Annotated in this window: 20 protein-coding genes; 9 read left to right on the forward strand and 11 right to left on the reverse strand. The window is 65.6% G+C overall.

Annotation, left to right across the window (positions count from 1 at the left end):
- Position 1 precedes the first annotated feature (1 nt).
- Positions 2–2,755, reverse strand: coding sequence for a hypothetical protein (locus QF040_RS19405; protein WP_429612416.1), 2,754 nt, complete (start codon positions 2,753–2,755; stop codon positions 2–4).
- Positions 2,756–2,863: 108 nt separating this feature from the next.
- On the reverse strand, positions 2,864–5,932 hold the full coding sequence (locus QF040_RS19410) for an autotransporter outer membrane beta-barrel domain-containing protein (protein ID WP_429612417.1): 3,069 nt from the start codon (positions 5,930–5,932) through the stop codon (positions 2,864–2,866).
- Positions 5,933–6,232: 300 nt separating this feature from the next.
- Between QF040_RS19410 and QF040_RS19415 the strand changes: the two genes are divergently transcribed.
- Positions 6,233–6,397, forward strand: a complete 165-nt coding sequence (locus tag QF040_RS19415) for a hypothetical protein (protein ID WP_429612418.1) — start codon at positions 6,233–6,235, stop codon at positions 6,395–6,397.
- A 16-nt stretch (positions 6,398–6,413) separates the two neighbouring features.
- Here the strand turns inward: QF040_RS19415 and QF040_RS19420 are convergent, their stop codons facing one another.
- Positions 6,414–8,087: an InlB B-repeat-containing protein gene (locus QF040_RS19420; protein WP_429612419.1), complete on the reverse strand. Its 1,674-nt coding sequence runs from the start codon at positions 8,085–8,087 to the stop codon at positions 6,414–6,416.
- A 224-nt stretch (positions 8,088–8,311) separates the two neighbouring features.
- Between QF040_RS19420 and QF040_RS19425 the strand changes: the two genes are divergently transcribed.
- From QF040_RS19425 to QF040_RS19460, 8 genes are all read left to right on the forward strand, one after another.
- Complete coding sequence (locus QF040_RS19425; RefSeq protein WP_429612420.1) at positions 8,312–8,710, forward strand: hypothetical protein; 399 nt, start codon at positions 8,312–8,314, stop codon at positions 8,708–8,710.
- Positions 8,711–8,814: 104 nt separating this feature from the next.
- On the forward strand, positions 8,815–9,423 hold the full coding sequence (locus tag QF040_RS19430) for a response regulator transcription factor (protein WP_429612421.1): 609 nt from the start codon (positions 8,815–8,817) through the stop codon (positions 9,421–9,423).
- A complete protein-coding gene (locus tag QF040_RS19435) occupies positions 9,420–11,285 on the forward strand; it encodes an ATP-binding protein (RefSeq protein ID WP_429612422.1) in 1,866 nt (621 codons plus the stop codon). Before QF040_RS19430 ends, QF040_RS19435 begins: the two co-directional genes overlap by 4 nt.
- A gap of 333 nt (positions 11,286–11,618) precedes the next feature.
- On the forward strand, positions 11,619–11,966 hold the full coding sequence (locus QF040_RS19440) for a hypothetical protein (protein ID WP_429612423.1): 348 nt from the start codon (positions 11,619–11,621) through the stop codon (positions 11,964–11,966).
- A 114-nt stretch (positions 11,967–12,080) separates the two neighbouring features.
- Positions 12,081–12,470 (forward strand): hypothetical protein, encoded by a 390-nt coding sequence (locus QF040_RS19445; protein WP_429612424.1) that lies wholly within the window; start codon positions 12,081–12,083, stop codon positions 12,468–12,470.
- 386 nt (positions 12,471–12,856) lie between these two features.
- Entirely contained in the window at positions 12,857–13,306 is a 450-nt protein-coding gene (locus tag QF040_RS19450; protein WP_429612425.1) for a hypothetical protein, read from the forward strand.
- 158 nt (positions 13,307–13,464) lie between these two features.
- On the forward strand, positions 13,465–13,743 hold the full coding sequence (locus QF040_RS19455; RefSeq protein ID WP_429612426.1) for a barstar family protein: 279 nt from the start codon (positions 13,465–13,467) through the stop codon (positions 13,741–13,743).
- Between the two features lie 124 nt (positions 13,744–13,867).
- Positions 13,868–14,332: a hypothetical protein gene (locus QF040_RS19460; protein WP_429612427.1), complete on the forward strand. Its 465-nt coding sequence runs from the start codon at positions 13,868–13,870 to the stop codon at positions 14,330–14,332.
- Positions 14,333–14,560: 228 nt separating this feature from the next.
- Here QF040_RS19460 and QF040_RS19465 read toward each other — a convergent pair whose 3' ends face one another.
- From QF040_RS19465 to pcaF, 8 genes are all read right to left on the reverse strand, one after another.
- Positions 14,561–15,271, reverse strand: a complete 711-nt coding sequence (locus QF040_RS19465) for a hypothetical protein (protein WP_429612428.1) — start codon at positions 15,269–15,271, stop codon at positions 14,561–14,563.
- Between the two features lie 294 nt (positions 15,272–15,565).
- Positions 15,566–15,925 carry a 4-fold beta flower protein gene (locus tag QF040_RS19470; RefSeq protein WP_429612429.1) on the reverse strand — a complete coding sequence of 120 codons (360 nt, stop codon included), beginning with the start codon at positions 15,923–15,925 and terminating at the stop codon, positions 15,566–15,568.
- 61 nt (positions 15,926–15,986) lie between these two features.
- Positions 15,987–16,523 carry a GrpB family protein gene (locus tag QF040_RS19475; RefSeq protein WP_429612430.1) on the reverse strand — a complete coding sequence of 179 codons (537 nt, stop codon included), beginning with the start codon at positions 16,521–16,523 and terminating at the stop codon, positions 15,987–15,989.
- A 531-nt stretch (positions 16,524–17,054) separates the two neighbouring features.
- Positions 17,055–17,615 carry a suppressor of fused domain protein gene (locus QF040_RS19480; RefSeq protein WP_429612431.1) on the reverse strand — a complete coding sequence of 187 codons (561 nt, stop codon included), beginning with the start codon at positions 17,613–17,615 and terminating at the stop codon, positions 17,055–17,057.
- A 272-nt stretch (positions 17,616–17,887) separates the two neighbouring features.
- Positions 17,888–18,223 carry a hypothetical protein gene (locus QF040_RS19485; protein WP_429612432.1) on the reverse strand — a complete coding sequence of 112 codons (336 nt, stop codon included), beginning with the start codon at positions 18,221–18,223 and terminating at the stop codon, positions 17,888–17,890.
- Positions 18,224–18,417: 194 nt separating this feature from the next.
- Positions 18,418–19,431, reverse strand: coding sequence for a Bug family tripartite tricarboxylate transporter substrate binding protein (locus QF040_RS19490; RefSeq protein WP_429612433.1), 1,014 nt, complete (start codon positions 19,429–19,431; stop codon positions 18,418–18,420).
- A gap of 107 nt (positions 19,432–19,538) precedes the next feature.
- Positions 19,539–20,519 carry a Bug family tripartite tricarboxylate transporter substrate binding protein gene (locus QF040_RS19495; RefSeq protein ID WP_429612434.1) on the reverse strand — a complete coding sequence of 327 codons (981 nt, stop codon included), beginning with the start codon at positions 20,517–20,519 and terminating at the stop codon, positions 19,539–19,541.
- Position 20,520: 1 nt separating this feature from the next.
- The gene (gene pcaF / locus QF040_RS19500; RefSeq protein WP_429612435.1) at positions 20,521–21,726 is read right to left on the reverse strand and encodes a 3-oxoadipyl-CoA thiolase; all 1,206 of its coding nucleotides are present in this window, start codon (positions 21,724–21,726) and stop codon (positions 20,521–20,523) included.
- Between the last annotated feature and the right edge of the window lie 20 nt (positions 21,727–21,746).

The raw sequence follows: 21,746 nt of genomic DNA on the forward strand, positions 1-21,746 counted from the left end.
TTCAGTTCCTGATGCCCTTGACCCGCTCGATCAGCTTGCGCGCAAACCGCCCCAGCGTCATCGGCCCCAGCCGGTGGCTGAGCCGCGCCTTCTGTGCTTCGGGCATCTGGGTGCCGAAGCGCCGCAGCGTGTCCCTGATCGTCGTGTACTCCTGCTCGTGCTGGCCCAGCTTGCCGTGCGCATCCGCGAGCCATTCGCTCGCATTGATGACGCGCTCGCGCAGCTGCGCATCGGTGCTGCTGCCAAAGCGGGCGATGAGCGTCTTGTAGACCTCGGCGCGCCCGGCCTGGTCGCCTTGCTGGCCGAGCACGCCCGCCTGGTCGATCATCGCCTTGGCCACCCACAATTGCAGCGTGACGTCTTTCGCGTGGCCGTCGCGCCCCAGGAGCCGCGCGTAGCTTTCCAGCGCGGCTTCGGTATCGCCCGCCTGCTTGTGGGTCAGGCCCTGGCAATAGAACGCGCGCGCCACGCGGCGGCGAAGATCGATCACGTCGGAGCTGGCCCAGCGCGCAATGATGTCGCTGTAGACCGCCTGCTCTTCCTCGTGCCGGCCGAGCTTGTCGAGCGCCGCGCTCTTGTAGCCCAGGCACAGCGCCACGCGCTCCTGGATCGACATCGACAGCTCTTCGCCGTAGCGCGTGTCCATTTCGTCGGCGCATGCGATCACGCGTTCGAGCTGGCCCAGCTGCTGCAGCATGTAGGTCTTGTTGGTCAGCGCGCGCGAGCACTGGTTGCGCAGCTCGGGGTGGCTGGCTTCGATGTGTTCGGCCAGCACCTGGTCGGTCAGCTCGATGCCCTCGCGCTGCTTGCCGGCTTCGCCGAGTTCGTAGCCGCGCGTGATCGTCTCGCGTATCTCGTCGAGCTTGTTCACCGGCAGATCGGGAAAGTCGCCGCCGAAATCCGCGCCCGAAAGTTTGTCGAGCGTGACGAGGCAGGTCTGGCGGCTCGCGGCCGCCTTGGACAAGGTGTCGCGCATGTCCTCCGAGGTGATGTTCCGAAAGCGCGCGACGATCTCGTCGTACACCACCAGCGCCTCCGCCGGGCGGTCCACGAGCTTGAGCAACAGGTAACCCTTGTTGAGCAGCGCGCTCGCCACGATCTGCAGCACCTGCGCGTCGCTCTCGTCGGCCGTGAGCGCGAGCAGGCGGTCGTAGGCCGCAATCGCTTCTTCGAAAGCCTCGGCCTCGCGCAGTTCGTGGGCGTGGGAATACAGCGCATCGACCACTTGCCTCCGCAATTCCGGCACCGCGTCGCGTCCGAAATCCGCAGCCAGTGCGTTCAGCATCGGCGCCTGCACAGCGGCCGGCTCGTTGCGCAGGGCCATGATCTGCAGGCGCGCGTGAACGGCCTCCTCGCGCAGCGCCTGGCTCGCGTTTGCATCGACGCCCGATGCAGCGGCCTCGTACAGCGCGATCGCTTCGTCGTTGCGGCCCGCCCCGCGCAGCACGCTGGCGGCGGCCATCGCCCCGCGCGTTGCGGTCAGCAGCAATGCGGCGTCGGTCTCGCCGGTGTGCCTGCCGAAGCGCGCGTGCACCGCGCCGAACATGGCGGCAGCGTCTTCCGAACGGCCGATGTCGCGCAGCGCCTGGCCGCGCGCCATGCCGGCGCGCGCCACCCACCGCCGCACCGGCGTGAGCGTCGATTCGCCGAAGCGCGCATCGAACGCATCGCAAACGGGCAGCACGTCTTCGGGCTCCTCGGCGTCGTAGGCGGTGCGGCACATCACCTCGGCCATCAGCTCCTCGATGTCGGCGCCGGTGTGATGGCTGAAACGCGCGATGAGCGCGCTGCGCAGCGCAGGGACTTCATCGTCCCGGTCGAGGCGAAACAGCACATGCGTCTTCAGCGCCATCGCGCGGCAGGCGCGCAGCGCGACGCCGGGCAACTCGTCGGCCAGGTGCGCGGCCAGCACGTCGTCGCAGGCCGCCAGCGCCAGCGCGTATTCGCCAGCGTCGTCGAGCATGTCGGCACGCAGGAACCCGGCGCGCGCATGCACTTCGCGCAGCGCCTCGCGCGGATCGCCGGCATAGGCCGCGAGCACTTCGTCGAGCATCGGGATGGCTTCCTCGACCCGCCGGCCGGCTTCGGCCAGAACCATCGCCTGGTTGATGCGTGAGTGGCCGACGCGTGCGGCCACGGAAGGCTCGGGCGCGTAGGCCAGGTCGCGCCAGACGGCATCGAAGGCCTCGCGCGATTCGGCCGGGTAGTTCAAGTCAGAAAGCAGCTCGCCGCGCCAGATGCGGGCGCGCGCAACGATCTCGCGCGTGGCCTCGGGCGCATCGTTGGCGTAGCGGCGAGCAATGTCTTCGCAGTTGCGCACCATGTCGACCTTGGCGAACGCGCCGCCCAGCGATCCGGCCACCACCGCGCGCTGGAAGGCCGCGTGGGCCACCCAGGTGCGCACTTCGGGCGTGGTCGCGTCGCCGAAGCGGCGCTCGACTTCTTCGTACGCCTCGATCTCAGGCTTGGCCTTGCCGAGGGCGCGCCATGCCAGGCCCTTGGCGTTGAAGGCCTGCGCGATCCAGAGCGCGCGGCCGGCGGGGGCGGCATCGGCATGCGCGATCAGCGCATCGCAGAGTTCGACGCGCTCGGCGTGCCGGCCGAGCTGGGCGAGTGCCTCGCCCTTGCGCAGCCAGGCTTCGTAGAGGTGCTCTTCGAGCAGGGGGTCTTTGGCGGCGTGCAGGCGATCGATGACCTGCTCGGCTTCGGCAATGCTGGCCAGTGCTGCGGCTTCGGCTGCATTCGTTGTGCTCAATCGGTGTCCTTCCCTTGCGTGCCGCGTGGCACGCCGTGCGTCTGCCCGTCGCAGGCAGGCGCACTTTAAAGGAAGGTGGAATCGAAGACCGCCCGCCCCGTCACGCGATCACCAACGCAGCTTGACCCCCACGCTCGCATTCACGCCGCTCTTGACCCGCGCGTCGCCGCTCGAACTCCACAGCTTGCCCAGCTCCGCGTACACGCCGACCTTGTCGGTCACCTGCAGCGTGGCGCCTGCCGCCAGTTCGGTGCTGGTGCCGCCGGTGCGCGTGGTGATGTCCGCGAAGCTGGCCGGGCCGACGAAGCGCGTGACGTCCGTGCCGCGGCCGCCGCGGTACACGTTGGCCCGCACATAGGGTTGCAGCACCCCGGCACCGGTGGCGACCTGCCCCTTCACGCGCACGCCGGCGCGCACCAGCGTGCCGTTGTGGCTGTCCTGCCGCACGAGCGCGCCGGGGATGGCCATGTCGCCCAGGTTCACGCGCTGGTGCACCAGTTGCAACTGCGGCTCGATGGTCCAGTTCTGCGCGATGGCGAACGACTGCCCCACCTCGACCGACGCCAGCACGCTGTTGCCCTTGCCGCCGCTCGCAAGGTTCAAGGCGGGCGATGCGGTGTAGCGGTGGCGGCCGCCCTGCAGCACGCCGTCGACGTACAGGCCGCTGTCGTTCCTCCAGGTGGCGTAGGCGCCCAGGTACTGGCTCTTCTGGTCGTTGGTGCCGACCGCGAGGTTCGCCAGGCCGCTCGCGAAACCGTTCACGCGCATGTCGCCCTCGAGCTGGCCGACGTACACGCCCACGCGCCAGTTGGGGTCGGCCCACAAATCGGTGCCGGCCTGGAAACCCGTGAGGCGCCCCTTGCTCGTGGGGCTCACGGTGCCGCCCTGCGAGAGGGTGCGGTCGGTGCTGATGATGCGGCCCCAGGCCTGGCGGTAGCCCTGCGCCGGCGTGGCGGTGGCCGGGGCCGTGGCAGCGCCGAGGTCGTCGCCCGTGCGCTGGTGCATGTTGCCGAGCATCGCCAGGCTGGATTGGCGCATTTGCTCGGGCAGCGCCGCGTACAGCGGCACTTCGGCGCGGTAGGTGGGCACGCCGCCCAAGCCGCCGGCTCCCGTTCCGGTGCCCGTGCCGCCGCCGGGCGGAGCGACGGCCGCGGCGGTGGAGCGCAGGTACCAGTTCTCGCCCGCGCCGCTGGCATCGGCGGCATACAGCCGGTACTCGTAGGCCCCCGCGTCGACGTGGCCGCCGGCCAGGTTGAATGCGCTGCGGGTGGTCTGCGCGGTCGTGGTCGCGCCGTTGATCGCGCTGATCACCTCGATGCCGTTGCCCGTGGTGAGCGCACCCAGGCCGCCCAGGTTGGTGATCTGCACGCGGGTCGTGCCGCTGGCGATGGCGGTCGCGCCGCTCAGGATGAGCCGGTCGCTCGCGCTCGCACTGCCGCCCAGCGAGGTACCCAGCCGCAGCGTGCCGCCGTTGCCTGCCCAGGGGCCGTTGACGGTCAGCGTGGTGCCGGGTACCGCACCTACCAGCGACACCGTGCCGCTGTTGGCCATCGAGGCGATGGCCTGGCTGTTGCCCGCCAGGTCCAGCGCCGCACCCAGCGCCACGGTGTAGGCGCTGCCGCTGCTCAGCACGTTGGCCGCGCCGGCGCGCAAGGTACCCGCCGCAACGAGGGTACCGCCCGCATGGGTGTCGGCGCCGCTCAGCGTGAGCACGCCCGCACCGGACTTCACGAGATCGCTGGCGCCGGAGATCGCGCCCGACCACGCGAGGTCGTGCCCGCGGGTGTCGATGGTGCCCGTGCCGCCCAGCAGCAGGGCGTTGTCGACGGCGAGCCCGTCGGCATCGGCGATCACGCTGGCGGTGGCACCAGTGCCGATCGAAATCGCGCCCGTCATCGATGTCCCCGTGCGCAGCGTGAGGCTGTTCGTACCGCCCGTGAACGCGACAGCTGCGGCGCGCGTGACGCCATCACCGCCCAGCCCGCCGGAGATGACGCCGCCGTTGATGAGCGCGAGGCCCGCGCCCGTCACGCCCACGCCGCCCGCGCCATTCGCGCCGGCCGGTCCGCTGTTGCTGTTGGCACCGCCTGCGCCGCCCGCCCCGCCGGCGATGACGCCGGTGTTGGTGAGCGTCGCGCCCGCGCCGATCGATGCGAAGCCAGCGCCGCCGTCGCCACCGCCGCCCGGCGAACCGGTGCCGCCCGCGCCGCCGCCGGATGCACCGCCTGCGCCGCCCGCACCGCCGGTGATCGCGCCGGTGTTGTTGAAGACGACGGCCGCACCGGCGAGCGTTGCGCCGATGCCGCCGGCCCCACCGCCGCCGCCCGACGCGTTGGCGCGGGAGCCCGCCAGTTCGGCGCCACCGGCACCGCCCGCCCCGCCTGCGAGGGTGCCGGTGTTGGTGACGCCCAGGCCCGGCGTCGTCGCGTTCAGGTAGAACCCGCCGCCTCCGCTGCCGCCGCCCCCGCCCTGCGAGAAAGCGTTGCCGCCCTGCCCGCCCGCGCCACCCGCGGACGACCCCGTGGCCATGTAGTTGCCGAGCGGCCCGTTGAGGATCGCGCCGTACCCGCCGGCACCGCCGCCGCCCGCCGCCCAATACCCGTCGCCGCCCGCGCCACCGTCACCACCGGTGTAGCTGTCGGACGAGCTCGGAATGTTGTTCGCGATCGACGCGCCCTGGAAGCCGCCGCCGCCCCCGCCGCCGTAGCCATCGCCCGCACCCGGGCCGCTCGTCTGCGCCTGGCCCGCGCCGCCGGCATCGCCCTGGAACACGCCCGGTCCCGACGACGTGCTGGCAGCCCCCGCTGCGCCGCCTGCGCCGGGCGTGGCGGTGCCGAAGCTCCCGATGCTGGCGCCTGCGCCGGCCGTGGCACCACTGCCCGGCGTCGACGCGCCGCCCGCACCGCCGAACGCATTGAAGATCGTGTCGTTGAACCCGCCCCTGCCACCGCTGCCGTCGCTGCCACCGGCACCGCCGTTCAGCCGCGTGTCACCGACCGGCTGGCCACCCGCGCCGCCCGCCGCGAGCACCGGAACCACGCAGGCGACCAGGGCCGCCGCTGCGATGGCGCGCACGCCGCCCGTGCTGGAGGAGCGCGCAAGGCCGCGCGAGATTTCTGGCGCGGCGACCCAGGTGCCGAGCGTGGAATTCCAAAGGGTTCGGAAGATTTTGTTCATGGCTTCGACGCGTTCTTGGTTTGATCGATCGGGTTGGCACCCAGATGCAGCAGCAATCGCCTTGCTCCCCCTCCGCGCGCCGTTGATTTCGCATTTGCGAATCAAAAATGTAAGTACGCGTTGCGGTTACGCATATACCCGGGCGGAAGTACCCCGGATGCGCCCGATTCGTGAGACGTGAAGCCTCTTTGCGTCGGCTTGGACGCACGGTAGGTGGGGTACCTACCCACAGCGTCGGGAAGTAACAGATGCTTCGCGCGTGGTACGCGAGCCGAAGGTGTTCTGCCGGGGGAGCAAGCCATGAAGACGAACGCCGGCGGCATTCGCGTTGGGCAACAACTTCGAGCCGTGCCCTCTCACCCCATCAACGACGATCCGCTGTCGCACCGCCAAAGCACTGGCGGCGCGACAGCGGGATCTTTTCTTCCGATCGATCCGCCGTTGCCGGCAGCCGCACTTGCTTGAATGGAAGGAAGGCGCTCTACCTGCCGGAGGCGTAGTGGCGCACGAGGATGCGCGTTCCCGCACTCGGCTCGAACTGCTGCCACGCCAGCACCGCATTGCCCAGTTCGTTCATGCCGACATCGGGCGTGTTGGCCGCTTCGTCGCTGCTCTCTTGCAGCGCTTGCGCACCCCAGCCTTCGGCCGGCGTGTAGCGGGACGTGTAGAGGTCGCCGGGAGCCTGCGTCCACGCGGCGATCGCGTTGCTCGCGTCGTCCACGCCCAGGCCGGGCAGGCTGGTGAGCGCTTGCGAAGCAGGCGCCCGCACCACTGTGTCCGCGCCGAATGCCGCGCCCGGTGCCGCGGTTGCGGCCATGAGCGCGTTGTCTTGCCGGCCCCAGCTCACCACCGCTGCACCGGCCGCATTCACGCGCAGCACCGGTGTGCTCAGGAAAGCCTGCGTCGACAGGAACGGTGCGCCCACGCGCGCCGTGCCGCCCTGCCATGCACCACCCGAAAAGCGCTTGGACCACACGGCGCTTTCCCACGGGTTGCCGCCGCCGGGCAGGTCGGCCTGGCCCCAGGCCAGCAGCGCATTGCCGCCCGCGTCGATCGCCAGATCGTGCGCGCCGATCGACTGCGCGGTGCCGGCATCGGGCACCAGCTCCGCCGCCGCGCCCCAGGTGCCGCCCGCGTTGGCGCTGTTGGTCCACAGCGATGAACTGATGCCGGTGGAGCGCTTCCACACCGCCAGCGCTTCGCCCGAGCCCGCCACCACCACGGCCGGATCGCCGTTCACCACGCCCGAGACCTCGTCGGTCTCGATCAGTTCGGCCGTGCCCCAGCCGCCCGATGGCGTGTAGCGATTGGCATAGATGCTGAAGCGCGTGGCCGGGCCGATCTGCGACCACACGGCCACCGCGTTGCCGTTGGCGTCGATGCCCGTGCTCGCGAAGCCGACCGTGCCGGCGCCTGTTTCCAGCAGCACCGGTGCACCCCAGCCGGTGGCCGGGTCGACCTGCAGCGCCCACATGTCGTAGGCGCCCGGCGAACTCAGCTGCGTCCATGCCACCACGGCACGGCCGCTGTTCTTGTCGATGGCCACGCGAATGTCGCGCACGCTGCCGCTGTTGGCTTCCAGGCGCTGCGGCGCGCTCCAGCCGTCGCCCGGGCGGTAGAGGCTGCCCCACAGCCTGTCGATCAACTGGCCGGCCTCGAGCTGGCGCCACACGAGCAGCGCGCGCCCTTGCGCATCGACCGCCACCTTCGGCTGGCTCGCGCCGCCGGCGGACAGCGTGAGCGCATCGCCCCAGCCGAGCACCGGCGGCGCGGCGACGAAAGTGGCCGTCACGGCGAGTGCGGAATCCATCCGCACGGTGCACACGCTCGCATTGCCGCTGCAGACGCCCGACCAGCCACCGAGCACCTGCCCCGCCGCCGGCGAGGCCGTGAGCGTGACCTGTGTGCCCGCTGTGAAATCCGCGCCGCAGCTGTCGGCGCAGTCGATGCCCGCGGGTTGCGAGGCGACCCGGCCGCCGCCGGTGATGGCCACGTCCAGCCGATGCGTCGCACCCGCGGGCGGCGGAAAGCCGATGGGCGGAAAAACGCCGCCACCGGAGCCGCCACCACCACCGCCTCCGCAGGCCGTCAAAGCCATCAAGGCCACGGTCCACACACAAGCCATCCATCGTCTGCAAATGCTCTTCTTCGTCATGTCTGCCATTCCTCGTTCCCTGACGCCGGGGCCCGGCGCCTTCTGTGCTCGTTCAAGAGGCCCGGATCGTAGGAAGGCAGGCCGTTGCGGGCCATAGCACCTTCGGGCACGTGCGCTCACCTTCGCGCACCTGCCCTAAGGTGCTGTTTCGCTGCGGGCGGTGTCTGGCTAGGCTTGGTGTGGAAGCGCGAGTTCGTTCGCATCCCTGAACCTCACACCGTTGCATGACACATTCACCGTCCCCTCTTCTCCTCGCATCGCTGACCACCGCTGCGCTCGTCGGCGGGTGCGCCTCGACGGCGGTGACCGACGACGCCATCGTCACCAACACCTCGCGTGCGCTCGGCTTGCCGCCCTCCGCGTTCACCATCTCGAACCGCGCCGACAGCGGCGTGCAGACCACCTTCATCGCCAGGACCGATGGCGGCCGCACGTACAACTGCTACGTCGAAGGCTCGGTGTCGGTCGTGGGCCGCGTGGTCAGCGATGCGATCTGCCAGGAGATGCGACAGAGCGATACGCCCGCGTCCGCGCGCCGCTCCAGCTCCAGGCCAGCGACCGGCACCGCGCCGACAGCCGCACCGGCTTGCAATGCGTTGCTGCGCGCCGCCGGCCGCTGCTGAAGGACCCGGCCGATCCCGCGATTCCCGCGCTGCACCGACCGGTGTGGAGAATCGCGCCTTACGAGGAGATGGCGCGGCCCGCCGGGCCCGCACCGAGGATCACCATGAAACTCCTGCTTGTCGACGATCACCCGCTGTTCGGCGTCGGCTTTGCGCATGCGCTCTCGCACGCGCGGCCCGACTTCCAGGTGGAGACTGCCCTGTCGCTCGGGCAGGGCGTGGAACGCGCCTCGCAATGCCCGCCCGACATCGTGCTCATCGACTACCGCCTTGGCGGCGAAGACGGCCTGGAAGGGCTGCGCCTCTTCGGCGTTCGGCATCCCCTGGTCTCGCGCCTGCTGATCTCGGGCGATGAAGAGCCGGCCCTGGCCGCGCGCGCACGTGCCGCGGGCGCGGCAGGCTTCATCGGCAAGTCGCAACCGGTGGCGCGCATCGCCGCCGCGCTGGACGAAGTGGCGGCCGGCGGCGAGGCCTTCGATGTGCTGCAGCCGCGCGCCGGCCTCGTGGCTTCGGGCCTCACGCCGCGGCAGCTCGAAGTGCTGCTGCTGGTCGCGCAGGGCCGCCAGAACAAGCAGATTGCCGCCGAGCTGCAGATCGCGGAGCGCACCGTCAAGCTGCACATCACTGCCCTGCTCGATGCGATGGATGCGCGCAACCGCACGCACCTGCTGGTGCAGGCGCGGCGCGCGGGGTTGATGCTGGACTTGCGATGAGCGCCCCAGCGCCAGCGCCCGCGTCCGCGTCCGCACGCATATCCGGCGTGCGCGGCCTCATCGCCTCGCGCCTGGCCTTCTCCGAACTGCAGTTGCAGCAGCTGGAGCAGATGATCCGCTCCACGCCCTGGGCGTGGCTCCTGGCCGCGATGGCGGGGTTTCTTTGCTACATCGAATACGCCGACGGGCCCGACGGCCAGCGCGTGCGCGTGTGGTTCGTCGTGTACTGCGTCATCGTCGCCGTGCGCATGGGCATCTGGCTCGCGTGGGTGTTTCGGCCGGCGCTTCGCGCCAACCTGCCGGCCATGATGCTGCCCGTCATCGCCCTCACCCAGCTCATGGCCTTCTCGCTGGGCGCGTTGAACGTGCTGCTGCGGCACGACGGGCCGGCGCAGGCCGAGGCCATTCTTCACATCACCATGGTCACCGTGTCCCTGGGCGGCGCGATTCGCATGGCCACCATCGGGCGGGCGTCTTACGTGTACGTGGCGCTCATCCTCGGCCCCCTCGTGCTGCGCGACATGTGGTTCGGCGGCAGCTACCAGATGGCCATGGCTTCCATCGTGTCGCTGATCGGCATCTACACGCTGCTGAGCGCCAGGCTGCTGTCGTCCGCGCTGCACGAGATCCAGGCGCAACGCCGGCGCAATGCCGAACTGGTGATTGCGCTCAGCGCAGAAAACGAACGCACCCACGCGGCCCGGCAAACCGCCGAGGAAGCCGTGGCCGCGCGCATGCGCTTCTTCGCCTCGGCCAACCACGACCTTCGCCAGCCGCTCAACGCAATGGCGCTGCTGGCGCAGACCGTGCACAACGTCAGCACCGAGCGCCATGTGAAAGAGATGACGGAGCAACTGGTGGCCTGCGCCGACGGCATGACCGACGTGGTGGACGACCTGCTCGACATCACCCGCGCCGACGCCGGCTCCCTCAGCCCGCTGTGGTCGTCCTTCGCCATCGACGAACTGCTGGCCGAGTGCTGCCGGCCGCACCAGGCGGTGGCCGCCGCGAAGGGGCTGCGCCTCGAACTCTCTGCCGGCCACGTGGCCGTGCGCAGCGACCGGGCTTTGCTGGCCAGGGTCGTCACCAACCTGCTGGCCAACGCGATCCGCTACACGCGAGAAGGGCAGGTGCGCATCATCGGCAGCCGCATCGCCGACGGCCGGCTGCGGCTGTCGGTGGAGGACACGGGCATCGGCATTGCCGCCGAGCACTTGCCGCAGGTCTTCGAGGAGTTCTTTCAGGTCGACAACCCGGCGGGCGACCGGCGCCTGGGCTACGGCCTGGGGCTGGCCACCGTCAAGCGCTTGAGCGCACTGCTCGACCTGCGGGTGACGGCGCGCTCCGTGCCGGGGCAAGGCAGCGTGTTCGAACTGCAGCTTCCGCTGGCCGATGCCGCCGCGAGCGAGCATGGGCATGAGACCGCACGCTCCGATGCATCGGCATCGGCATCGACCGCGGCATTGGCGATGCGCATCCTGGTGGTCGACGACGACCAGAGTTCGCTGCAGGCGCTCGGCGGACTGCTCGCTTCCTGGGGCATGGACGTGCGCTCCGCGAGCGACGTGCAGGGCGCGCTGGGCGTGATTCAGGCAGGGCAAGCAGGAGCACATGGAGGCTTCAGGCCGCAAGCGCTGGTGGTGGACTTGCGGCTGGGGCCGCAGGTCAGCGGAATCCAGGCGATCAAGGACGTTCGCTCGGCGCTGGGCGATGCCGAACTGCCCGCACTGATCGTCACCGGCGACGTGGGAGGCGACTATCTGGATGCGGCACGCGCGGCGGGCCTGCCCGTCATCGTGAAGCCCGTGCGGCCTTCGCACCTTCGGGCGTTTCTGGGGCATGTGCAAGCGCTTGGGCGGTAGGGGCTTGGCGTCGTACCCAGATGCGCGCGCATGGTGGCAGCGTCGACAAACGCCAACTTGACGGGCATTGCGCCAACCGCGTACATTGCCCTCGCCTCGTGATGAACGGGGCCGGGTTTGACAGCCCGCTGACATCTGCGACGAAAGCCGCAGCCACCGCACAAGGGTTTGCGGCTTTTTCGTTCGCGCTTCCAATTTTTAGGCGGCTCGAACGGGAGGGCTCGCGCCCTGCCGGTTTTCGCAAGATGTCCCGGTCTGTCAACCCGTTCGAGCTGCCGCCCTCGTTTGACAGCGAGTGCGTCGGTTGTAGCAAATCGACATTCTTGGAGGCCCATGGCCCATGCTTCAAACGCAGGCACCGATACCGGTTGCAATTGCGCGTCTTCTCCTCTTCTCTCCCAGTTCAAACCCTTCGAGTGGGTTCAAACCGAACGCATCGATCCTTCGCAGCAAAGCCACGCTGCGTTCCTGAATGATGCGCGCGACGTGGTGCAGGGCGCGCAGACGTTGGTGCAGTTGCTCGATTGGGATGAAGACAGGCGTGATGCCACTTCGCCAGATTCGAATACCGCACCGATATTCGATACATGCCAGCGCGCCTCGTTGTTGCGGCTTATCGCGGTATCGCTGGGTCTGCTTCATGCACGCATTGAAGACCAGTGCGAGTCATTGACGGGGTAAGAGGCGACGCGGCCCTGGCGCGTAGAGCTTGCGCGCATCTCGGACCCATTTCGCGATGGAGGTGCGTCCGGCTACATTCGGCCAACACTGGACCTTCGACTCAACCTCCCGATCATGAAATTTGAGGGCCAGAACTTTGCGGCAGTGAGTACCCCATCCGACCGCACCCTTGAAAGCAGGCTTCTCGCGCTCAAGAGCTATGGTCGGCATTCGTACGCATCGTTGACTGACGCTCAAGGAAACTACCTTCAGGTGGCCGGCGGAGGCGTTACCTGTATGGTTGAACGTTTCGATGTCTCTACCTCAACAAGACTGCGAGCCTTTCACGACAAGCCGAGCCCGGTGTTCCCTGACGGCACCGTCCTTGCCTTCGGCGCCGGCGAACTGCGCCTCAAATCGGACGAATGGTTTCACGCGAGCGCCGCCTTGGAAATCTTCCTGTGCTTCAGCCATGGGCGCAGCTATCCAGACACCGTGCATTGGCGTCCGGCGCCGAAGACGTGATGGACGCGACCGGCACAATGCGGCCAGAACCAGACGTTCGTTGCACACCGTCAGCAGCGCAAAGGCGGCCTTGAATACTGAGCCAAACTGCCTTGCGGTCTAAAAGGTCGACGGGGTTAGCTCTGGCGGCACACTTGCAAGAATATGACGCACTGAGGAGGCGGTGAAATGCATGATCGATACACGAAGCATCGATGGAAGTTTCTTTTGTTCGGGGCGATCACCGGCGTGCTAATGGGAATTTACTCGCCGATCGGAATCGAGCCCAGCAACTTAATTGGCGATCTCATCGGCGGCCTGATTCTTTGGTGGATTCTTTGGTGGCTATGGGCTTGGAGTAGGCAACGTGCGGACCGAAGCGAATCCAGTAGAAAAAGAGATACATCGTGAACCAAAAGAACAATCCTCGTTGGTATCGTTTGGCCATCATCACCCTCTTCGTCCCGACCTTGGGAATGACTCAAGAAAGTCCGTGTGCTTCCGCTCTGCAAGAGGCTTGTCGCACCGCTCAAAAGCTTGCCGTTTCGATTCAGCGGCAACTGCCGATGAAGCCGAGCCCTCAGGTCTCTATTGAAACAGCGGTCGCCGAGAAGCATGTCCTCGTGGTGTCGGGAAGGTTCGCATTCGATGCTGAAACAGCGAATAAATATTTCAAGCAGAGCGGCGTCACTCTTGAGCAGTTCCAGGATCGCTACTCGCAATCAGTGAAACCAAGCTTGTGCCAACCAAGCTCCGAAACCTACCAGTTCTTTCGGATCGGCGGTGTTGTGGAGTACCGCTACGCTTACAGCAACAACGATCCGTTCATGAAGTTCGGCGTCGTTCGATGCGATTAAGAACGAGCGGGTTGCAAGTCGTGGACGCGGACACTATGTGGCCACTTCCACTACGTTTGTGGAGCAGCCTTGAGCCCTTTGCACAGACATTGCGGCCGGCTACAGTCGGCCAAGACCGGACTTTCACCTCGTCCCCTCAATTTCGAGCGCCATGAGTAATGCGTGAATTCATCATCGACTGCAGTGAGCTCAACGACGAGGCAGATTTTTGGACAGCCTACCTGTCGACGACACAACCGGAGGGTGCACAGTTCTTTGGCCGCAATTTCGACGCGCTCTGGGATGCACTGAGCGCGGGGGGACCAGGTTGGCCTGGGGAGTGCATGCTCCGCTTGGTGAACACCGACGTCCTGCGCCGTTGGCAGGACGGCAATTTCTATCTCACGCTGCAAAAAATTGCGCTCGATTCGAAGACCATCGCCATCCATATGGACTAGATTTCAGATGCCGCGAGGCATGACGCGTCGCGGCCAAGAGCGGGCGATCGAAAATGACTCAGGATTTGAACGGAGGCGCAGCCAGTATGGAGGCGCGGCGATGTCACTGAAGGAAGGGTTTTAGATGAAATCAAAGTGGATACTGTTGGGCCTATCTATCCTTCTTACTGCTTGCGCTGCGCCGAGCGGCAAGCCTAAGCCACAGACTTGGGTGTCAGATTCAAAGAACGGAGAGTTGCTCATCTATCGGCCCAAATCATTTGTATTCGGAGCTCGCAATGTTTACTTCTATGTAGATGGCGTTGCGGTCGCAAGCATTGGGTCAGGTACCTATTCGCTGGTAAAACTTCCTCCCGGACCTTATCGTCTTTCCCAAAAATGGGACTGGGACATGTTGATCAAGGACATGGAGATTGAGATTAATGTTCCGTCCAAGGAAAGGACATATGTCCGACTGGTGCAATCGGCCGGTGAGTTTTCTGGGGGAGTACTCCGCACTACTTGGCAACTTGAATCGGTGCCCTCGGACAAAGGATTGGATGAAATCAAAGGGCTCGAAACAAGAGCGCCAAGCAACACAGCGCAATGAGGACCTTCCCGGGCATCGATCTGAAGGCTCCGTCTAAGGTCCGCTTCGGAGCGGCGCAAAAGTCGGCTTCGGGCCCCAAGCTGCCGGTCGTGACGTCTCGAAGCAGACATTCCGGCCCAGCCTCAACGAGGCTAATAGCGCCGCGAACTAGCCAGCGAGATGTAAGCGACCCCCACTAATCTGACCGGGTGCAGCACCCGTACCAACCCGAACTCGATCTCGCGAGGGTCAGAACTTGAGGCTGCCGGGTGCCGCCGTGCCCGAACGGCTGGCCTTGGCCTTTTGCTCGGCCTGCCATTTTCGGTGCAGCTGGATGCTTTTTTCCGCGTCGGCAATGCGCAATTCGTAGCCGATGACCGCGTCACCGTTGAGCACCACGCGCATTGCCATGTACTGGCCGCCGATGCGTTCGGCGTCTTCGTACGACGCAAACGCCATTTTGAAATCCTTGGCCGGCAACGTCTTCCCGCCCCAGGCGTACGTTCGCTCGGTCAAGCCATCGCTGTGGACATCTTGACCCGTCAGGTACACCGCGTCGGGCTTGCCGTACGTGCTGGTTAGGCGCTCCAAAAACGCGCGCAATGCCACCGGCTTGTCAAAACTCTGATCTGCCGTAATTTGCAGCACTTGGATGCGATCGTCGACGAGCCGAAGGACCACCATCGCCTTCAGGCAATCGTCGCGCAAAGGACCTTTCGCAGAGATGGGGCAACGGCTGCGTGACATTCCCTCTCTATCGCCGGCGCCAACCGACCAAAAGTCTCCCGAGGATTTCTCCATCGCCCTGACGAGGGGAAACTGTTCAGGCATCGCTTTTTGGACGTGCTCCGGCGAGTCGCCCAAACCGATGCCGCGGAACTTGTACGGGGTGTCATTGGCCAAGACCGGGCCAGCCAGCAACAGGGCAAGGGCAGGGACGAGGACTTCAAGGGTGCGCATGCTGTTGACCTCTTCAAGCTTGGATTTATCAGCGCGTGCTGTTATTGGACGAGCTGCTAACCGTTTCAAATTCATATTTTCTGGTGACAACCGGCCCAGCCAAAAGCTTGACCAGTAGCGAACGGTGGCACTATCCAGTGAGCGGCAGCGTCTGGCCGAATGCGGCTAGCCGCGGCCAGCAGCTTCGCGCCCAAAGCGGCGTACGTTTCGGGCAGATGCTGGCATCGAGCATCGGTGTTGACCAGCGCAATGCTGCAGCGCCTCCGTACCGGACGACCTACCAAGCCCAGGGGCTTACGCTAGCCACTGCTGCCAGGATGAGGACGACCAGCCCCCAAGTGGATTCAGCGGGCGAAGAGGTTTCAAGGGCCGCAGGGGCCTTAGCGGGCGCAGCGGATTGAGAGGACGTAGGGGCCGGAGTGGAGTGAGTGGACGAAGCGAACTGGACGGCTGTGAATCAGAAAGCCAAGCGACAACTTTTCCGCTTCGGTCTTGGAATGACCCGTCATCGAGCGGCCCAAGCCAATTCAATGTGCTGCTTGAGAAGACGTGCCCATCGTCTTCAAAAGCAATCCAATTCAAGCTCAGGTCAAACAGGTTTTCTCCGTCGAACCATGCGACCTGCTGAACGTTTGCATCGTAGATTGCTTTCATGTTTCTTCTCTGAATCTGATGAACGGATGTCCGACCTTGGCCGTCTGCCGCCGCTGTTGATCTACCGGCGGTCGATCAGGGCCTCAATTTCCCTGATCACCGCCTCTTTCTCTTTGTTGTAGACCTGCGGGTCACCCGGGTCTATCGCGTGGGCCCGGTCTTTGGCCTCCTCGTACTTCTGGCGGAGGTCGGGCCGACGACCGAGGATGTCCATGAAGGCCAGCGAATCCTTATGCACGGGATCGCCGTGGTGACAGATGTGCACGTTGACGTTGAAGCGCCGACCAGCGTGAACGACAGACGCGCAAACGTATGGCTTCTCGTCCTTGTCCACCCAAACCGGCCGGCGATGAAAGCCCATACGCTCGAACGCGCGTTGTTCTTCTCGAAGATCCTGACGTGTTGTGATCGCCACAGCATCGATCATGGGCTTGCCGCGCACGCCATCGACCGCCGTACTGCCAATGTGCACCAACTCCACTCCTTCGAGAAAGTCGCGAACGAACTCCCGCACTTCGGCAAAGACTTCGCCATAGACAGGATCGTAGGCCACGATGTGCCGGTGATGCAGTCCCTCATCAAATTGTTCAAGTTTCATCTGACATCAAGTTGATTCACCGCAAGCCTGCGGAGTGACGGCCTATCAGAAGATTCTCTCCGGCTCGCGAACGTCGGGTTGTGGCCGTCTGCTGTCATTTTCCGTGGTCGAACGGCCCGTGCGAGAAGCCACAACGCGGACAAACCTCAACGCGCAGAAGCCAAGCGAGCCACTGAGATACAGGTTGGCGTCGCATACCCTGCCAAACCAGAGCGAGGCCGCAAGCCGGGCACCGAATCGAGATGCATGCTAGGACCAAGAGCAGGAAAGCTCCAACAAGTGCCAATAGCCTGATGGTCCCCACGTCGGCGCCGAACCAGCCGGCAATCCACGCCGGTGCGAACTGACAAGCACCCACCAGTGCGGCTGCGAATGCACAAAGCCAGAGCTTCCATTGCTGCGAGGCAACGAGGGCATTGTTCATAATTTGAGGAGACATCGGGAAGGTCCGGTTCTGGCCGACTGTAGCCTGTCGCCACGTCGGCGCATTCGGCCCTGAGCGGCCGTACGACGCGCACCTAAACCGGACCTTCACTGGACCATTCTCATGACCTCGCGCTGCGGGTTAAGTGGATCCCAACCCGGGTGATGCCAGAACGCTTCAAGCTGAATCTGCTCGTATAGGTCAAGCTCAGAGCCGTACAGTGGGTATACGCCGGCAATGAAGCAGTCGTAGTCGTTCATCCGCACAGTTTTTTGGTCTCGGTCCAGATGGGGTGGAGCAAAGACCAAGAAAGCGTCCATCTCGGACTCCTCGCTAATCGAGCGCCCGTATTTGATCGTGTTCCCGTAGCTAAAAGGGCAGCGACCGCGAAGACGGCTTACAAGAGAGCCGATGGCGAAAGGCCACGCATGCATCAGCGATTCCATTGAGATCATTAGTTCGCATCGCCCTCGCTTCCAATCTGGGTGATCGGCCAGAGACAAACCGTATGTGAACGCCGTTATGAACCCGGGCTTCGGCCAGTTCTCATAGGTCAGCACCGCTACATCGGGAAGCTGCGCATCTTCAGACTGAACCATGCGTATGTCCGGCTCCAGATTTCCGGTGACGCTGTCAAGATGGGCGAGGAAGATTTCTTTGTCTGTCATTTGCTCGATGCGAGTGACTGGTTCTGGCCTATTCTGTTGAAAAACTCTTCCTACAAGTCCAGGCCGCGTTTTCGAGGGTACTTCACCCCTTACCTCGAGTGAGATCGTCGATCCTGAGCCGTTCTATGAGGTCGATTTTTCAATAGCATCAGGCTGCCCAGCAGTCTTCGAGTTTTTCAACACAATCGGCCGACTGTAGCCGGTCGCGGCTCAAGGAGTTTCGCGGCCGAAACAGCTACTTGCCGGGAGTGGAATGCATCGAATTTGCGTGCCTAGTCAACATATCGTTGATCGATTCGATATGAGATTTCCTCAGCTTTGAACCCTGTGATCGCCATAAATTGATTGATCTGCTCGGCTATGTCAGCTGTGACAACGCCCCACACATGGAGTCGAACCTCAGGCATTTCTGGGCGGAGCTGCAGGATGAAGTATCGATTTTCATCGGCGCAGATGAGGCAGACGCGCGCCGATCCAATCTCGTCTGAGACGGCCTCAAACTGAAAGCCATATTCTTCGAGTTCGGCCTCCGACAAGTCGCTTTCGAAAAGGAACTGATCAAGATTGACATCACTCGGGCGCAGCCGAGTTGGCAATAGTTTGAACATCGAGTGACTCTTCCTTGCCTTCTTCATAGGGCGTGCGTCTGCTTTGCAGCGAACTTCCCCATGAAGCTGAACGTCTGGTAGTGGCCGATAGTACTCATCCATGACAGCACATCAACCGTCAGCAGCCAGTCTTCAAGAGACATTCACTGTCACGCCGCTAAATGGCTAGCGCCGTGACTCCCGGAGCTCCTCAATCAATCCAGCGAAACATTCGCCTTCTTAATCACATCCCCAAACCGCTGCGTCTCACTCGCCACAAACTGATCGAACTGCGGCCGCGTCGTCGGGAACGGCTCATACCCAAAGCTCTTGAACTTCTCCAGCACATCGGGTTCCGCCAGCCCCTTCTCGATGTCGCGCTTGATCTTCTCGGTCACCGAGGCGGGCAGGCCCTTGGGCACTGCAATCGCGTTCCAGCCGATCACCTCGAAGCCCTTGGGGCCGCCCGATTCGGCGACGGTCGGCACGTCGGGGAAGCCGGCGTTGCGCTGGGGCGCGGCCACGGCCAGGAAGCGCAGCTTGTTCGCGCGCTGCAGCGGGCCGGCGGTGGCGCTGCTGCCGAGGGCAAAGGCCAGTTCGCCCGTGGCCACCGAGGTGTAGAGCTGGGTGGTTTCCTTGTAGATGATGTGTTCCATCTGCGTGCCGGTGGCCGACTCGAAGAGCTCCGAGCCCAGGTGCACCGGGTTGCCGACCGACCATGAGCCGTAGTCGAGCTTGCCGGGGTTGGCCTTGGCGTCGGCGATGAGGTCGCCCACGGTCTTGTACTTGCTGTTGGTGGCAACGGTGAAGAAGAAATACGTCTTGAAGAGCGGCAGCAGGGTGTCGAAGTCCTTGGCGCTGTCGTAGGGCAGCTTCTTGAAGAGCGCCGGGTACGCGGCCAGGTGCACGTTGTCCAGAACGATGATGTCGTGGCCGTCTTTGGCGCCGCGCTTGAAGGCGTCGATGGCGATGAAGCCGTTGCCGCCCGGGCGGTTCTCGACCACCACCGGCTGGCCCCACGCGCGCGAGAGCTTGTCGGCCACGAGGCGGGCCACGCCGTCGGGGCCGCCGCCGACCGGGAACGGCGTGATGATGCGCACGGGCTTGGTGGGGAAGGCGGCCTGTTGTGCCGATGCGGTGGCGGGTGCCAGCGCGGCGGTGGCGAGTGCGAGTGCTGCGGCCACGCCGATGGCGCGACGCGTTGTTGTGTTTGTGTTCGTGTTTTTCATCTCTCTGATCCTCTTCTTTCGGTTCTCTTGGTTTGAAACTTGTTCTCTGCCCGTGCGATGCGGGCTGCGCGGCGACTGACTGCGTGACTGCGTGATTGCTGCTGCAGTTACTGCGCCGTCGCGCCCGAGCTCTTGACGATCGCCGCCCACTTCTCGCTCTCCCGCGAGATGAGCGCCGCGTACTCGGCGGGCCCGCCGAGCAAGGGCACGGCGCCTTCCACGTCGAGGCGCGACTGGAATTCCTTGTCGCCCGCCACCTTGAGCATCTGCGTCGCCAGCTCCTTCACGACCGCATCGGGCGTGCCGCGCGGCGCGAGGAGGCCGTAGGTGAGCGTGCTTTCAAAACCCGCGAGTTCGCGCAGGCCCGACTCGGCCACGGTGGGCACGTCGGGCAGCGAAGGCAGGCGCTTGTCGCCGGTGACGGCAATGGCGCGCAGCCGTCCGCTCTTGACCAGCGCGAGCGCGGGCGGGATGACGCTGAACATCATCTGCACCTGCCCGCCCGCCAAGTCAGTGAGCGCGGGGTTGGTGCCCTTGTAGGGAATGTGATTGAGCCGGGTGCCGGTGCGCTGCGCGAAGAGTTCGCCGGTCAGGTGGCCGCCGGTGCCGCTGCCGCTCGATGCGTAGTCGAGCATGCCGGGCCGCGCCTTGGCTTCGGCCACGAGGTCGGCCACGCTGCGCACCTTCGATGCGGCGGGCACCACGAGCACGAGCGCCGATGACGCGAACATCGCGACAGGCACGAGGTCTTTGCGCGCATCGAACTTCAGGCCCTTGTAGAGCGCGGGGTTGATCGACACCGTGCCCGTGTGCCCGAGCAGCAACGTGCTGCCGTCGGGCGCGCTGCGCACGACCTGCTCGGTGCCGAGGTTGCCGCCCGCGCCGGGCTTGTTGTCGACGATGACGCCGGACTTGCGCAGCTCGCCGAGGCCCTTGGCCATCTGCCGCGCGAACACGTCGTTGCCGCCGCCGGCCGCGAAGGGCACGACGATGCGGATGGGCTTGGCCGCATCGCTCTGCTCCGCGTAAGCAGGCAGGCCCGCTACCGCGAGCAGGCCCAGCAGCAGCTCGCGTCGCGCGAGACTCATCTCAGACGCGTTCCAGGATCACGGCAATGCCCTGCCCCACACCGATGCACATGGTGCAAAGCGCGTAGCGGCCGCCGCCCTTGTGCAGCTGGTTCACCGCGGTGGTGGCCAGGCGCGCGCCGCTGGCGCCGAGCGGATGGCCGAGCGCGATGGCGCCGCCGTTGATGTTCACGCGCGCGTCGTCGTCCTTCAGGCCCAGCAGGCGCAGCACGGCGAGGCCTTGCGCGGCGAAGGCTTCGTTGAGTTCGATGACGTCGATCTGGTCGATGGTGAGGCCGGTGAGCGCCAGCACCTTCTGCGTGGCGGGCGCGGGGCCGATGCCCATCACGCGCGGCGCGACGCCGGCGGTGGCCATGCCGACCACGCGGGCGCGCGGCGTCAGGCCATGCCTTGCGGCGCTGGCTTCGTCGGCCAAGAGCAGCGCGCAGGCGCCGTCGTTCACGCCGCTGGCATTGCCCGCGGTCACGGTGCCGTCGGGGCGCACGATGGGCTTGAGCTTGGCCAGCGCCTCCAGCGTGGTGTCACGCGGATGCTCGTCCTTGTTGACGATGAGGGCGTCGCCCTTCTTCTGGGGCACGGTCACGGGCACGATCTCGGCATCGAAGAAGCCCGACTTTTGCGAGGCCACGGCGCGCAGCTGCGAGTTGAGCGCCATCAGGTCTTGCGCTTCGCGCTCGATCTTGTAGTCGGTGGCCACGTTCTCTGCCGTCTCGGGCATCGAGTCGACGCCGTATTGCGCCTTCATGAGCTTGTTGACGAAGCGCCAGCCGATGGTGGTGTCGTACACCGCGTTGTTGCGGCTGAAGGCGCTCTCGGCCTTGGGCATGACGAAGGGGGCGCGGCTCATGCTCTCGACGCCGCCGGCGATCATCAAGCCGGCTTCACCGGCGCGGATGGCGCGCGCTGCGGTGCCGAGGGCATCGAGGCCCGAACCGCACAGGCGGTTGATAGTGCCGCCGCCGATTTCGAGCGGCAGGCCCGCGAGCAGCGCCGACATGCGCGCGACGTTGCGGTTGTCTTCGCCGGCCTGGTTGGCGCAGCCGTAGAGCACGTCGCTCACGGCCTGCCAGTCGACGTTCTTGTTGCGTTCCATCAGCGCGCGCAGGGGCACTGCGCCCAGGTCGTCGGTGCGCACGCTGCTGAGCGAGCCGCCGTAGCGGCCGAAGGGGGTGCGAACGGCGTCGCAGATGAAGGCGTGGTTGGTCATGTCTGTTGTCTCTGAATGGT

Source organism: Variovorax sp. W2I14 (assembly GCF_050435205.1).
Taxonomy (GTDB): domain Bacteria; phylum Pseudomonadota; class Gammaproteobacteria; order Burkholderiales; family Burkholderiaceae_C; genus Variovorax; species Variovorax paradoxus_C.

Bases quoted from the DNA above. Each gene is read 5' to 3' on its own strand.
- QF040_RS19460 (WP_429612427.1), top strand. From the start codon at position 13,868: ATGAAATCAAAGTGGATACTGTTGGGCCTATCTATCCTTCTTACTGCT.
- QF040_RS19475 (WP_429612430.1), bottom strand. From the start codon at position 16,523: ATGAAACTTGAACAATTTGATGAGGGACTGCATCACCGGCACATCGTG.
- QF040_RS19495 (WP_429612434.1), bottom strand. From the start codon at position 20,519: ATGAGTCTCGCGCGACGCGAGCTGCTGCTGGGCCTGCTCGCGGTAGCG.
- QF040_RS19440 (WP_429612423.1), top strand. From the start codon at position 11,619: ATGGCCCATGCTTCAAACGCAGGCACCGATACCGGTTGCAATTGCGCG.
- QF040_RS19430 (WP_429612421.1), top strand. From the start codon at position 8,815: ATGAAACTCCTGCTTGTCGACGATCACCCGCTGTTCGGCGTCGGCTTT.
- QF040_RS19420 (WP_429612419.1), bottom strand. From the start codon at position 8,087: ATGACGAAGAAGAGCATTTGCAGACGATGGATGGCTTGTGTGTGGACC.
- QF040_RS19415 (WP_429612418.1), top strand. From the start codon at position 6,233: ATGAAGACGAACGCCGGCGGCATTCGCGTTGGGCAACAACTTCGAGCC.
- QF040_RS19435 (WP_429612422.1), top strand. From the start codon at position 9,420: ATGAGCGCCCCAGCGCCAGCGCCCGCGTCCGCGTCCGCACGCATATCC.
- QF040_RS19480 (WP_429612431.1), bottom strand. From the start codon at position 17,615: ATGACAGACAAAGAAATCTTCCTCGCCCATCTTGACAGCGTCACCGGA.
- QF040_RS19490 (WP_429612433.1), bottom strand. From the start codon at position 19,431: ATGAAAAACACGAACACAAACACAACAACGCGTCGCGCCATCGGCGTG.
- QF040_RS19455 (WP_429612426.1), top strand. From the start codon at position 13,465: ATGCGTGAATTCATCATCGACTGCAGTGAGCTCAACGACGAGGCAGAT.
- QF040_RS19465 (WP_429612428.1), bottom strand. From the start codon at position 15,271: ATGCGCACCCTTGAAGTCCTCGTCCCTGCCCTTGCCCTGTTGCTGGCT.
- QF040_RS19485 (WP_429612432.1), bottom strand. From the start codon at position 18,223: ATGTTCAAACTATTGCCAACTCGGCTGCGCCCGAGTGATGTCAATCTT.
- QF040_RS19445 (WP_429612424.1), top strand. From the start codon at position 12,081: ATGAAATTTGAGGGCCAGAACTTTGCGGCAGTGAGTACCCCATCCGAC.
- QF040_RS19425 (WP_429612420.1), top strand. From the start codon at position 8,312: ATGACACATTCACCGTCCCCTCTTCTCCTCGCATCGCTGACCACCGCT.
- pcaF (WP_429612435.1), bottom strand. From the start codon at position 21,726: ATGACCAACCACGCCTTCATCTGCGACGCCGTTCGCACCCCCTTCGGC.
- QF040_RS19410 (WP_429612417.1), bottom strand. From the start codon at position 5,932: ATGAACAAAATCTTCCGAACCCTTTGGAATTCCACGCTCGGCACCTGG.
- QF040_RS19470 (WP_429612429.1), bottom strand. From the start codon at position 15,925: ATGAAAGCAATCTACGATGCAAACGTTCAGCAGGTCGCATGGTTCGAC.